The organism is Vibrio sp. V43_P6S15P86 (assembly GCF_009904725.1).
GTDB classification, from domain to species: Bacteria; Pseudomonadota; Gammaproteobacteria; order Enterobacterales; family Vibrionaceae; genus Vibrio; species Vibrio diabolicus.
The window spans coordinates 1-12,747 of record NZ_WXWT01000206.1 but is presented as its reverse complement, the minus strand read 5'-3'; the positions used below and the strand labels follow the sequence as shown (position 1 = coordinate 12,747).

Annotated in this window: 10 protein-coding genes; 6 read left to right on the top strand and 4 right to left on the bottom strand. The window is 46.3% G+C overall.

Going from position 1 to position 12,747, the window contains the following annotated elements:
- On the top strand, positions 1 to 587 hold a 587-nt coding region (locus CAG69_RS09085), incomplete at its 5' end, for a mechanosensitive ion channel family protein (protein WP_237668053.1).
- 99 nt (positions 588 to 686) lie between these two features.
- Here CAG69_RS09085 and fhuB read toward each other — a convergent pair.
- Genes fhuB through CAG69_RS09065 form a run of 4 tightly spaced genes read right to left on the bottom strand, consistent with a single transcriptional unit; the run spans position 687 to position 6,514 of the window.
- Positions 687 to 2,654 (bottom strand): Fe(3+)-hydroxamate ABC transporter permease FhuB, encoded by a 1,968-nt coding sequence (fhuB, locus tag CAG69_RS09080; RefSeq protein WP_161443836.1) that lies wholly within the window; start codon positions 2,652 to 2,654, stop codon positions 687 to 689.
- Positions 2,651 to 3,580 (bottom strand): iron-siderophore ABC transporter substrate-binding protein, encoded by a 930-nt coding sequence (locus CAG69_RS09075; RefSeq protein WP_161443834.1) that lies wholly within the window; start codon positions 3,578 to 3,580, stop codon positions 2,651 to 2,653. Before CAG69_RS09075 ends, fhuB begins: the two co-directional genes overlap by 4 nt.
- Positions 3,571 to 4,356, bottom strand: coding sequence for an ABC transporter ATP-binding protein (locus CAG69_RS09070; protein WP_161443832.1), 786 nt, complete (start codon positions 4,354 to 4,356; stop codon positions 3,571 to 3,573). The genes CAG69_RS09075 and CAG69_RS09070 overlap by 10 nt, the downstream gene beginning before the upstream one ends.
- A 52-nt stretch (positions 4,357 to 4,408) precedes the next feature.
- On the bottom strand, positions 4,409 to 6,514 hold the full coding sequence (locus CAG69_RS09065) for a TonB-dependent siderophore receptor (RefSeq protein WP_161443830.1): 2,106 nt from the start codon (positions 6,512 to 6,514) through the stop codon (positions 4,409 to 4,411).
- Between the two features lie 145 nt (positions 6,515 to 6,659).
- On the opposite strand from CAG69_RS09065, the gene CAG69_RS09060 reads away from it, so the two are divergent.
- The 5 genes from CAG69_RS09060 (at position 6,660) to CAG69_RS09040 (ending at position 12,650) form a co-directional block, all read left to right on the top strand.
- Entirely contained in the window at positions 6,660 to 8,513 is a 1,854-nt protein-coding gene (locus CAG69_RS09060; protein ID WP_046876143.1) for an ABC transporter ATP-binding protein, read from the top strand.
- 236 nt (positions 8,514 to 8,749) lie between these two features.
- Complete coding sequence (locus tag CAG69_RS09055) at positions 8,750 to 9,784, top strand: sensor histidine kinase (protein ID WP_161443842.1); 1,035 nt, start codon at positions 8,750 to 8,752, stop codon at positions 9,782 to 9,784.
- Entirely contained in the window at positions 9,781 to 10,479 is a 699-nt protein-coding gene (locus tag CAG69_RS09050; RefSeq protein ID WP_161443828.1) for a response regulator transcription factor, read from the top strand. Before CAG69_RS09055 ends, CAG69_RS09050 begins: the two co-directional genes overlap by 4 nt.
- Before the next feature lie 151 nt (positions 10,480 to 10,630).
- Positions 10,631 to 11,284 carry a potassium channel family protein gene (locus tag CAG69_RS09045; RefSeq protein WP_161443826.1) on the top strand — a complete coding sequence of 218 codons (654 nt, stop codon included), beginning with the start codon at positions 10,631 to 10,633 and terminating at the stop codon, positions 11,282 to 11,284.
- 1 nt (position 11,285) lies between these two features.
- Entirely contained in the window at positions 11,286 to 12,650 is a 1,365-nt protein-coding gene (locus CAG69_RS09040; RefSeq protein WP_161443824.1) for a TrkH family potassium uptake protein, read from the top strand.
- Positions 12,651 to 12,747: the final 97 nt, after the last annotated feature.

The window sequence follows — 12,747 nt, the reverse complement described above, 5'->3', positions numbered from 1 at the left end:
CCATTGTTGTGGCATCCAAAGAGATAATTTTGTGTTTTACAGGCTCGATTCAAAGAGCAAGCTCACGTTCTTTTCGTGTCGGTGACTGGATTGAGGTCGGTAAACTGTGCGGCGAAGTGATCGAGCACAATATGATGGCGACGGTGATTCAAGAGATCGACCTGCACCATGGGCAATATCACTACACCGGAAAAACCGCGACCTTACCCAATAGTATGTTTTTTACTTACCCAGTAAAGAACCTCAATTTTATGAAGCGCTACGTCTACCACAATTTTTCTATCGTGGTGAAAGACTTCGTTAATTTGTATCCTCTGTTACCAATCTTGACCGACAAGATTGAAGAGCATTGTAGCTACTTCAGTGATGTTGCGCATCGCTACAATGCGATGATTGAAAAACACGCGGGGGTCGATCTTCCCGGTGCAGAGCCACATATGCATATTTCTAGTAATATCAATGGTGAGCAGATTTTGCATGTTATGATTTTCTGCCCGACCGATAAAGCTAACCACTTGGAGCATTTGATTCGTAAAGACTTTATGGAACTTTATGAGCAGCGCTTTCCTGTGGTGAGTGAAAAATAGAGAAGTGTCGTACGCCAGTTAAAACAAACCCCGCTATCAAACATAGCGGGGTTTGTTTTTCTAACGGTATTTCCAGCTCTAACTATATTCCCTGAATACTTAGCTGAATTTACTTTTCAGCATTAAAAACAGAAAGTAAGTACTGCCTAAAATAGCGACCAATGTGCCAGCTGCGACCTGACTTGGATAAATAGCGATTTGTCCCAGCCAATCTGCCCACAACATTAGGGTTGCACCAATTAAGGCTCCGACACTTAGTTGCTCTTTCACTTTTCTTGCTCCTAACATCATCGCCATATGGGGAGCGACCAAGCCAACAAAAGATATCGGACCAACTGTAGCGGTAGAAAAGGCGCATAATAAAGCAACGATGGTGAGCATTAGCGTATTGGCTACGGTGGGGTTAAGTCCTCGTGCATTTGAGAATTGTCGTCCGATGGAAATTAATGTTAGCCAGCGAGAAATCGCGAATACAGCGGTAAGCAGAACCATTATTGCCAAACATAGCATCAGTGCGGTGTCGGCTGTGACTCGATAAATTGAACCAGTTAGCCACAATAAAATTTTGTAACTGTCACCAGAACCTTGAGCTAGCGAAAATTGAACAAGGGCTTCTAATAGTGCCGTTAGTGCGATGCCGGACAACACGAAGTTAGATGGATTAAAATGGCTTCGTTTACCGATAATCAGCAATAACATCAATACGGACATACTTCCGAAAAAAGCGATCCCCCAGTTAAATGCGGAGAGAAGTGACCCAGCGATGACTCCTGTCGTAATAATGGCAAACGTGGCTCCGGAAGACACACCGAGAATATCGGGACTTGCCAGAGGGTTGTAAACAATGCGTTGCAAAATGATTCCGGCAACGGATAGCGCAATACCGACAGAAAGTGCGGTTAGCATTCGCGGCCAGCGTAATTGCCATTGGAACTCCCCTGGCACGGACCATTGGATCCCGTTTATACCATGGGTAACGAATGAGTAAACCAGAACCCCGACGATGCTCATTATCACTATGCTACAAACTGCGCGCTTAGAAAGCGCCGTTTTTCCTTGGCTCATTGAAAGGTTAAGTTGATCGGTTGCCGTCAGCTTTTTACGAGTAAACCAAATTAAAGCGGGAGCGCCAATAGCTGCAGCCGCTACGCCGCTAGGAATGGTTTCCTCTAACCATAAGCTTAGCAAGATGGCGGCAGAGTCGGTGATGATTAATAGCATTGCGCCCAAAAGCATGCTGCTGATCAATTCGTCGCGCGGTGTTCTTGCCCCCATCGCTCTGGCAATATTGGGTGTCAGTAATCCGATAAAACTGATGATACCAACCGCAGTGATTGAGGCTGATACCAGCCAAATACCCATCACCATTAACGTGCTAAAAGCAGGTAATACCGCTAAGCCTCGGGCTGCTGCGCCTTCTTGTCCTAGTTTCATTAAGGTCAGAATACGTGGTGCGACGATCAAAATTACGATAGCGATAGCGCAGCGAGGCAATAACCACTCAAACCAATCCCAGCTGTATTGAGAAAGGTCTCCTGCTCCCCACATAAAAATATTCTGTGCAAACTGAGCGTTTAAAATAATAATGGCTGTGGCGATAGAACCGAGCAAGATATTGATCACCATCCCCGAAACGACCAACGGCAAACCCGTCATATTACGCACACCGGCAATTGATACGATCAGGCCAAACGCCACTAAAGCCCCCGCCATTGCGGCTAATGCAGAGTAATCGGCTACCCAATCGACGAACCAAATATTTACCACAACTAATGCAAGCCAAGCGCCAGAAGAGGTGCCAAGAGTCAAAGGAGAGGTGAGGTTATTCTGCGTTAATTGCTGCATTAAGCTGCCAGTGAGACCAAGCATGGCACCAACAAGCAGAGTAATACTTAACCTAGGAAGCTGAGCTTGCGTAAAAAATACGTCACGAAATTCGCTCGCTACCTCTGGTTTTGTTAATAATTGCCACTGTTCGAAGAGTGATAAATTAGTGTCAATTTGTAGACTAAAGACGCTAAGTAACGTAACCAGCGCCAGATAACCAATATAATGTTTCGTTCTCATTGCTTTGGTGCCAACTCTATTAGACTGTCGGTAATCGCTTCAGCGGTGTATTGCAAAGACATAGCACCGCCATACGCCCACACTGCTCTGACTGAATTTACCCGCAGCTTCTTTACAAACGGCATCGCTTGCCAAAGTGGTGAATCTTTCAGTTTGCGTTCTTCTGGGAAAGGTTGTACGTAGAGAACGTAGCTGTTTTGAAGGTTTTGAAGTCGATTAATCCGATCTTGCTTTACGCCCCACGCACGTGGAGCCTCTTTAATTGGAGCGTGTAATCCCAGCTTTCTGACCACGTAGTCTGTGGTGGAATTTTCGGTTGCAAGAAACACCGTATTCGGCGTTGAAAAACGCATCACCAGAACACTGAGTGGTTCAGAGTAATAGTGGCGAATTCGCTGGCGCATCTGCGCAAATGAAGCATCTAATTCTGCCAGTTTCTGTTCAGCAAGTGCCTCTTTATTGAATAGCTTGCCGAGCGTACGAAAGTGACGAATGGCCGTTTCAGCTGCGGCCTCACTTTCAGAAAAATTAGGTAGATAGATTACCGGAGCAATTTGTTTGAGTAACGGAATCAAGTCTTGCTGTGGAGACGCAGCAAGGATGACATCTGGTTTCAAACTGGCTATTTTTTCTAAGTTGGGCTCTGCTCGGGTTCCAATATCTTCGATTGACTCTGGCGCAGTTGGATTAACTACCCATTGGCGGTAGCCTGGTAAATTGGGGGCGGCAATTGGTTCCATGCCTAGCGCCAAAACTTGTTCTAGGATGTCCCAATTTAAGGCAATAACGCGCTGCGGCGCTTGCTCAAAACTATGCTCACCATATTCATCGGTAACGGTGATGACTGCATTTGCATTAGTCATAAAAAATGCTAACAGAAAAGCAGATTGTGTAACCACAGTAAGTAAACGAGCTATTATGCGCATACAACAGCCATCTTTTGGCTCGCCAATGTGTTGGCTGGAGTTGGATGATCAATGAGCTTAATCGGTGACTCATACAACTCAGAAAGGCGCTCCTCATCTAGCAGCATGTCGGCGTTGCCTTCGAACGCAATTTGACCTTTTTTGAGCGCGACAATGTGCGTTGCGTAGCGCAGTGCTAAGTTCAGATCGTGCAGGATCACGATAATGCCTACGTTCTCGGTTCGATTCAGCTCTGCCAGTAGCGCCATCAATTGAAATTGATGGTGAACATCGAGCGCGGAGGTCGGTTCATCGAGAATCAAAATCGGTGATTGTTGAGCCAACAGCATAGACACCCAAGCGCGTTGGCGCTCACCACCCGATAAATCGTCCGCTAATGCTTGAGCAAAAGGTGTAACTCCTGTTCGTTCCATAGCCTGCGTGATGATCTGTTTGTCTTCTGTTTTCCAACGACCAAGTGCCCCACGCCACGGAAAGCGACCTAAGCGCACTAGCTCTTCTACCGTTAAACCAGCCGAAGAGGGCAGCTTTTGTGGCAAATAGGCGATCTGTTTTGCCAACTCTTTGGTTTTGAGTGATGAAAGGGAAGTATCGTTTAGTGTTACCGTGCCTTTATCTGGTGGCATTTGACCAGAAAGCAGGTTCACCAGTGTCGACTTACCTGAACCGTTATGGCCTAAAACGACCGTTAGCTCATTTGTTGGGATGTTAAGTTGTTCGATGCCGAGGATCTGACGTCCACCTCGAACGATCTCAATATTAGACAGTTGAAACATGGATGACTCTTAGGAGGAAACTCCCCTCAAGAGAGGGGAGTAGGAAGTTCAATTACCAGCGGTAGTTTGCGTTTAGCATGACAGAGCGAGACTGGCCGTAGTAACACCAATAATCGCAACCTGAAACAAACTCTTTATCCAGAATGTTGTTCACGTTTAGCTGTGCTTGCCACTGTGAAGTGATGTCGTAAGTGATTGACGCATCCCAAAGAGTGACTGAAGGAACAGTTAGGTTCGAGCTTTTAGGGTTATCTTTTGACTCACCTACGTAGCGCACACCAGTACCGATATTGAGGCCTGGAATCAGGCTGTAGGCGCTGTAGTCTACCCATGCAGAGGCTTGATGTTCAGGAATAAGTGCGGCTTGTTTTTTACCTTGGCCAAAGCTTTCGTCTGTTTTCGCTTTGGTGTAGGTGTAGCTTGCCATCAGTTTTAGATCGTCGGTTAGCTGCGCCGTGCTTTCTAGCTCAATACCTTGAGATGTCACTTCACCTGTTTGTGTCGCAATCCATGTTGATGGGTTGGTCACCAACGCGTTCTTTTGCGTGATGTCGAACCATGCAAGGTTGATAAAGCCATCCATAAAGCTTGGCTCATACTTCACACCCACTTCTACTTGCTCGCCTTCCAGCGGTTTGTATAGCTCATTGGTTGCCGCATCAATGGTGCTGATCACTTCAAACGATTGAGAGTAGTTTACGTAAGGTGACAGACCATTGTTTGCAAGGAACATCACACCCGCGCTGAGAGACAACTGACCATCATCACGAGATTCACTTTGGTTAACGGTAGCGCCTTTGCCAGAGTTTTCTGTTTTCACCCAGTCGTAACGAGCACCCACGTTACCAATCCATTGTTCATGCAGTTTCAATTGGTATTGCGAGTAGAAACTTGCTTGAGATTTCTCAATCTCACGTTTCACGTTGTTGGCAGGATCAAGTGGGGTGAAGTTGCCGTAAACTGGGTTCCACGGGTTGATGGTGCCAAACGCGTAGTTGTCCTGCTCGTCTCCATCGGTTTTGTGGAATTGCAGATCCATACCGACAAGCACCGTGTGCTCTGCGTTGTCTGTCATCCAGTTGCCGACAGCATTGTTATCGAACGTGATGCTCTGGTTTTTGCCGTCACGGAATACGATGCCTTGCGTTAATTCTTCTTTCGCTGGATCGTTGTTTGAGAACGCGTAAGAGCTGCGCAAGTACAACTCATTCGAACCGTAGTTGAGGTTTTGCGAGAATGACCACGTGTCATTGATGTCGTGCTCTAGTAAGTAACCTAGAGAAAACTGCGTGCGTTCGTATTTATCGTAGTTTGGCTGACCAAGGTTAGTCGAAGGATCGATTTTGCCAAAGTTAGAACCAATCAGAGTACCTGCTGCCGGGAAGAATGGGTTAGTTGGTACACCGTCATCATGAAGGTAAGTAGCCAAAACGGTCAGCATTGTACGGTCAGAAATGTCGAACTCGACACTTGGCGCTAGGTAGAAACGCTCGTTATTGGTGCCGTCCAGTTCACCGTCTTGGCTTGTCATCAAGCCAACCAAACGGTAGCGGATTGTGCCATCGTCGTTTGCTTCATCAGCAATGTCAAAACCCACAGACTGGTGTTGGTTGTTGCCCACTTCGACTTTTACTTCGCCTTGAGGCGTAAACGTTGTTTTTTTCTGCACCGCATTCACGATGCCGCCTGGTGCCGATTCACCAAACAGAATAGCTGATGGGCCTTTAACCACTTCCACACTTTCTAGGCCGTAAGGTTCGACCAACCATGTGTAGTAACCATCGCGGAAGAGGCGGTTGCCGTTTAGGTAAGTCGCAGCATCAAATCCACGAACTTTGAACCAATCGGTGTCGTTGTCGGCACCATAAGGCTGAGCGGTTACGCCAGATGTGTAGCGTAATGCTTCGTCCAATTTTTGCGGTGCACGAACACGAAGTTCATCTTCAGAAATGATAGATACGCTGCGCGGTGTTTCTGCCGCAGGGGTTTCTACTTTAAGTGCTTGCGCGGTGACCGTAATAGTCTCCATTGCAATAATGTCATCTTGTACAACGTCTTCTTGAGCTTGTGCTGTGAATGCAACCACTGCTGCTGTTGGTGCCAAAGCACAGACCAACGCGTTACGGATCGCGATGGTCAGTAAGTTATTCTTTGTCATAAATATATTCCCGACAATTATGTTTAACGCTAAGCTTAATTGTAATTATTATCATTTGAACTTTTGTTTCGGTATTTTACTGACTTTTGTATCAAAAGATAGTAAAACGTTCGCAAATTCATTCGTGGTACTTAAAGTCGTTGTTATGTTCAATTGGTTTGAAAAACTGACCCAACCCTTTCCCCAGATGGAAACCGAAAAGCCACCGAAGACACTTTTTGGCTTCTGTCGCTTTTACACTCGTGGCTTTGAAGCCCCTTTACTTGTTATGGCTGTGTTCAGTGCGCTTATTGCCATTACTGAGGTGACGCTGTTGCGTTATATGGGTGAGCTCGTCGATATTCTCTCTAATCAGGATCGCGCAACATTCTGGCAAGATCAGGGTGATCGCATGCTAATGATGCTGTTCTTAGTGGCGGTTGTGATGCCAGCTCTCGGTTTTGTCCACTCAATGGTGATGCACCAAACGTTATTGGGTAACTACCCGATGTCTATCCGTTGGTTGATTCACCGTTACTTGCTAAAACAAGCGGTTGGATTTTTCCAACGTGACTTTGCAGGCCGAGTTGCGACCAAAGTGATGCAAAGTGCGTTAGCGGTACGAGAAACGGTCATGAAGTTGGTGGATGTACTGGTTTATATCAGCGTTTATTTTCTTTCGATGCTTTGGATGATGGGCGAGGCCGATGGCTTGCTGATGTTGCCTATTGTGATTTGGATAGGAATGTACGCGGTTATCCAGTTCTACTTTATCCCTAAAATGAAACAAGTAGCGACAGAGCAAGCGGATGCTCGCTCGGTTATGACCGGACGCATTGTCGATTCTTACACCAACATTTCTACCGTAAAACTATTCGCTCATTCACAGCGAGAGTTGGAATACGCAGAAAGCAGCATGAAGCAATTTTTGGTGACGGTTTACCGCCAAATGCGCATGGTGACTTGTTTGCTGTTTAGTGTTGATGCCATCAACTATTTACTGCTGATGTCTATCAGTGCCATTTCGGTTTATTTATGGCTAGATCACGCTGTAACAATTGGTGCTATTGCGATTGCCATTAGTATTGCGTTGCGCGTACAAGGAATGTCGAAGTGGATCATGTGGGAAGTTAGCGCATTGTTTGAAAACATCGGTACGGTAGTGGACGGTATTAATACGATTTCAAACGACGTTGAAGTGAAAGACATACCAAATGCCAAGCCTCTGCAAATCTCTCAAGGTGAGATCTGCTTTGATCACGTAGGTTTTAACTACAGTGATGAAAAGGCGGTATTTGAGAACTTGAATCTGACCATTAAACCGGGCGAAAAAGTCGGTATTGTCGGTCGTTCTGGGGCAGGCAAATCCACGTTGGTTAACCTGTTGCTGCGTTTTTACGACGTAAATACGGGGAAAATTTGTATTGATGGACAGGATATTTCTCAAGTCGAACAAGAGTCGCTGCGCCAACACATTGGTATGATCACGCAAGACACCTCTTTGCTACATCGCTCAATTAAGGAAAACATTCTTTACGGTGATCCAGATGCTTCAATGGATGCCGTTATCGCAGCTGCTGAAAAAGCACACGCTCATGATTTCATTCAATCTCTAAGAGACGAGCAAGGTAACGTTGGCTATGACGTTGAAGTTGGGGAGCGCGGCGTGAAGCTGTCTGGCGGTCAGCGTCAACGTGTGGCGATTGCTCGCGTGCTGCTGAAAAACGCACCAATTTTGATCATGGACGAAGCAACGTCTGCACTTGATTCAGAAGTGGAGTCGGCAATTCAAGAAAACCTTGAAGTTCTGATGGAAGGAAAAACAGTGATTGCAATTGCTCACCGTTTATCAACGATTGCCGCGATGGATCGTTTGATTGTGATGGATGACGGCAAAATCATTGAGCAAGGCTCACACCACGAGCTGCTGCAATTGGGTGGTGTTTACGCTCAGTTGTGGAAGCATCAAACCGGCGGCTTTTTGTCTGAGCAAGGTGATGCTCAACTGCAAGTCATATAATATGACGCTACACGAAAGAGGAGCAAATGCTCCTCTTTTTTATGTCTGCCGTTTATACCGAGTGAGTAGGCGTCAATGGGTGACGTTTACTTGTGATTATTCATTAAGTTAGGCTAACTTAATGATGGTTATGTTTATAACTGACTGTCGTTCTTGCATTTTTTACGCTTTTTTTACGCGAACTCCGAATGGGCTTTTGCTAAAGTTTCTGCATCGAATTTTGGTTGATGTACTTTATGTTTGCTCATTGGCGAGATAACACATTTCTCTTTTCTGCCATCGTGATTATTGGCGCGGTTGTGGCCTCATGGCTGTTAGACCAATTGTTTGGCTCTACCGCTGCGGTCCTGCTGATTTTGCAGTTAGCCGTCGTGGTGGTGGCATTTCAATGCAACTCGCGATTCGCTTATGCGGCGGCGGTGATCGAAGCGTTGAGCTTCAACTTCTTTTTCACGACGCCTCGTTACTCTTTGCAGATGTTTCGTCCGGAAGACATTTTTAATCTAGTCGTGTTTATGGTGGTGGCATTTATCACCAGCACTTTTGCAGATCTTTATCGTCGCCAGCAGGGCGAGTTAAAACAAACCAAGCTGCAAAATAGCATCCTGTTATCGGTGTCCCATGACCTACGCACGCCGCTAGCAACCATTATTGGAACATTGACCACACTCAACGAGTACATGCCCAAGCTCAATGACTTAGAGCGTAAAGAATTGCTCGACAGTGCGACTTCAGAAAGCCACCGCTTGCATCAATATATCGAGAACCTCTTACAGGCGACTAAGCTCCAGCACGGTACATTAAAAATTACCAAAAAATACGAGTCGATTGCAGATATTGTTCGGGATGCGGTTTCTCGTTTGCCGAATTACACCGAGAAAGTGTCCATGAATATAGATGATTCCGTTGGTCATTTGTCAGTAAGTCGTTCGCTCATCGAACAAGCGATTTTTAATGTGTTGGATAATGCCATGCGATTTTCACCAGAGAATGAATCTGTTGAGGTTTCACTTTCTAAGCAGGGTTCGTCGTGCGTGATTGATGTTCGGGACATGGGGATTGGCATCAAAGCTGAAGATGCGGAAAAAATATTCAACCTTTTCTATTCCGGCGTGAACAACAAATCGGCCGATTCAGGAACCGGAATGGGACTCGCGGTTGCCAAAGGCATCATCACCGCACACCAAGGAGAGATTCAATCTATGCCAGTATCAGAAGGGACGCTGATCCGCATTCGACTTCCACTCAATCAAGGAGCAGAGCAGGCGTGAGTTACAAAGTTTTAGTCGTGGACGATGAGCCTCGCATTCATACCTTTATTCGAATTTCGCTGTCTGCTGAAGGGTTTGATTACATTGGCGCGAGTACCATTGCAGAAGCCAAAGCGTGTTTCGAAGCGTATTCGCCGCACGTCATTCTGCTAGATTTAGGCTTGCCCGACGGCGATGGGACGGAGTTCCTCACTACGCTTCGTCAGACGTATAAAACGCCAGTGTTAGTGCTGACAGCTCGTGATCAAGAAGAGGAAAAAATTCGCCTTTTAGAAGCGGGCGCGAATGATTACTTGAGCAAGCCTTTTGGCGTAAAAGAGCTCATCGCGCGCATCAAAGTGCTGGTTCGAGATTTGGTGGATGAGCAAGCCGTCGCTGATGAGCTGGTGGCTGGCCGAGTCAAAATCATCAAAAGTACTCACCAATTTTGGTTGGATCAGAGGGAAATTCCACTCACCAAGAAAGAGTTTTCCTTCATTGAACAGTTGATTCTCAAGCCGGGAAAACTCATTGAGCAAACTCATTTGCTAGCGGTAATTTGGGGAAAAAGTCATATCGAAGATACTCACTACTTACGCGTGTTAGTGAGTCAACTACGCAAAAAACTGAACGATAGTACTGACGAACAGCGATTTTTAAAAACCGAGCCGGGGCTGGGTTATCGTTTAGTGCTTGAGACGTCCAAGCACCACTAAATTCCAAATTTAATCAACGTTAATGCCAAGGTTTAGTGCTGGTTGTCGGCACTCGAACAGGATTCGTGTTGCCTATTTTTCGTGACGGAAAATCAGTCTAGCCCTTAACGCATTAGCATTTTCTATACATAAAACACAGTTAGGGATTGATATGGCTCACTTTACAGTAATTGGTTTAGGGCGATTTGGTGTTGCCGCCAGCTTAGAACTTATTCATCTTGGACACACGGTAACGGGGATGGATAGCGACCCGAAAATCGTCGAAAAATACGTCGAAGAGTTAACGCAAGCGGTCATATGTGACGCGACAGACGAAGGTGCACTCAGAGAATTAGCGCTAGCGAACAGTGATGTGGTGTTGGTGGCGATTGGCGAAGACATGCAAGCCAGTTTGTTGTGTACTCTGGCGCTGAAAAATCTGGGTGTGAAATCCATTTGGGTCAAAGCGAGCACCAAAGCGCACCACACCATCGTGTCTAAGCTTGGTGTACAACGCATTATTCATCCGGAAGAGGAGATGGGCGTAAGAGTCGCGCAGGCACTCAACTATCCGATGGTGAACAACTATTTGGAAATAGGGCATGGTTTGTATGTGGTGGAAATCCACGTTAAATCCAATCTGCACGATACGCCGCTTTCTAAGTTGATCAGCCGAGGCAGTTACAACATTCAGCCGATATTGGTGAAGCGCGAAGAAGCCGTCTACACCAATATCAATGATGAGTTTGTGCTTAATGAGTTCGACACGCTGTTGCTTTGTGGTAGTCGCGCGGAGCTGAAATACGTCGCTCCAAGGTTGGTGTAACATGGTTTTGTGGCATCCCTCTATTATCCCAATCGAGCGAAAACCCAAAGCGGGCAAAAAATTGTTGGGCGCACCGCCATTGATACTTAGCCTCAGCTTTGCGTGCTTGATCATTCTTGGCACGGTCTTACTCAAACTGCCGATTGCCACCACAGAGGCCATCACTTGGATTCAAAGCCTGTTTACTGCGACATCGGCCATTACGGTGACGGGATTAGTTGTGGTAGACACGGGCACGGCGTTTACGCCTTTTGGGCAAGTGGTTATTGCTTTCCTGATTCAATGTGGTGGCCTAGGTTTGATGACGTTTGCCATCGTGACCTTGCTGGCTCTGGGCGGAAAAATTGGCTTTTTGGAGCGAGCCGTCGCGAGAGAGGCATTTAACCAAACTGACTCGTCGACACTCATTGCCACCGCTAAATCTGTATTGATGTTCGCTCTGCTTGTTGAACTTATTGGTTTCACTATTTTGAGCGTTTATTGGAGTGAAGAGCTGGGCTGGAAAACCAGTTTGTTCCATGGTTTCTTCTACACCATCAGTGCGTTTAACAATGCAGGTTTTGCGTTAAGTGCAGATAGCTTAATGCCTTACGTGGACGACCCGGTCGTTAACTTCACCATTACCAGTTTGTTCATTATTGGTGGTTTAGGCTTCTCGGTTTGGATTGACTTAAAACGCAATCGCCGTTGGCACCGACTTACCGTTTACAGTCGAATGATGATCTTAGGCACGGTGATCATTAACGTGGTGGCACTTATCGCCATTTACCTGATTGAAAATGATAACCCCAACACGCTTGCCCCGTTGAGCGAAGCAGGGAAATGGTGGGCATCGTGGTTTCAAGCGGTGACGCCAAGAACGGCAGGCTTCAACACTTTAGCTATCGATCAGTTGGAAGATGCCACAACGGCGATCATTCTGGTGTTGATGTTTATCGGCGGTGGATCATTGAGCACGGCAAGTGGTATTAAAGTTGTGACATTTATGGTGTTAGTCTTGGCAACTTACAGTTATTTGCGTCGCGATGAAGCAACCTATACCTTTCAACGCGAGATTCCCAAAGAGACCATCAGCAAGGCATTGGCGCTGACTCTGATCTCGGTGGGTGTGACTTGGTTTGCCATATTCACGCTGTTACTGACAGAGAAAGCGTCTATGTTAGACATTATGTTCGAAGCGGTCTCGGCACTGGGTACGGTTGGTTTGTCGCGAGGCTTAACGGGCAGTTTGTCCGAACCGGGTGAGTTAGTGATCATCTTCATGATGTTTATGGGACGATTAGGGCCTCTTACTTTAGCGTACTTCTTAGCCAGCCCAAGAAAGAAAAAAGCGCGTTACGCGAGCACTAAACTGGCAATAGGGTAAATGGGCTAACTCGGAGAAAATGACCAAAAGGCTAGGCATAAGAGGAGTAACTGCTCCTCTTTTTTGTGCTCTTTGTAGCCACGAAACTGTATACGGT

Excerpts from the sequence above, each read along its gene's own strand:
- CAG69_RS09065 (WP_161443830.1), bottom strand. The coding sequence starts at position 6,514 with ATGACAAAGAATAACTTACTGACCATCGCGATCCGTAACGCGTTGGTC.
- CAG69_RS09040 (WP_161443824.1), top strand. The coding sequence starts at position 11,286 with ATGGTTTTGTGGCATCCCTCTATTATCCCAATCGAGCGAAAACCCAAA.
- CAG69_RS09060 (WP_046876143.1), top strand. The coding sequence starts at position 6,660 with ATGTTCAATTGGTTTGAAAAACTGACCCAACCCTTTCCCCAGATGGAA.
- CAG69_RS09075 (WP_161443834.1), bottom strand. The coding sequence starts at position 3,580 with ATGCGCATAATAGCTCGTTTACTTACTGTGGTTACACAATCTGCTTTT.
- CAG69_RS09055 (WP_161443842.1), top strand. The coding sequence starts at position 8,750 with ATGTTTGCTCATTGGCGAGATAACACATTTCTCTTTTCTGCCATCGTG.
- fhuB (WP_161443836.1), bottom strand. The coding sequence starts at position 2,654 with ATGAGAACGAAACATTATATTGGTTATCTGGCGCTGGTTACGTTACTT.
- CAG69_RS09070 (WP_161443832.1), bottom strand. The coding sequence starts at position 4,356 with ATGTTTCAACTGTCTAATATTGAGATCGTTCGAGGTGGACGTCAGATC.
- CAG69_RS09045 (WP_161443826.1), top strand. The coding sequence starts at position 10,631 with ATGGCTCACTTTACAGTAATTGGTTTAGGGCGATTTGGTGTTGCCGCC.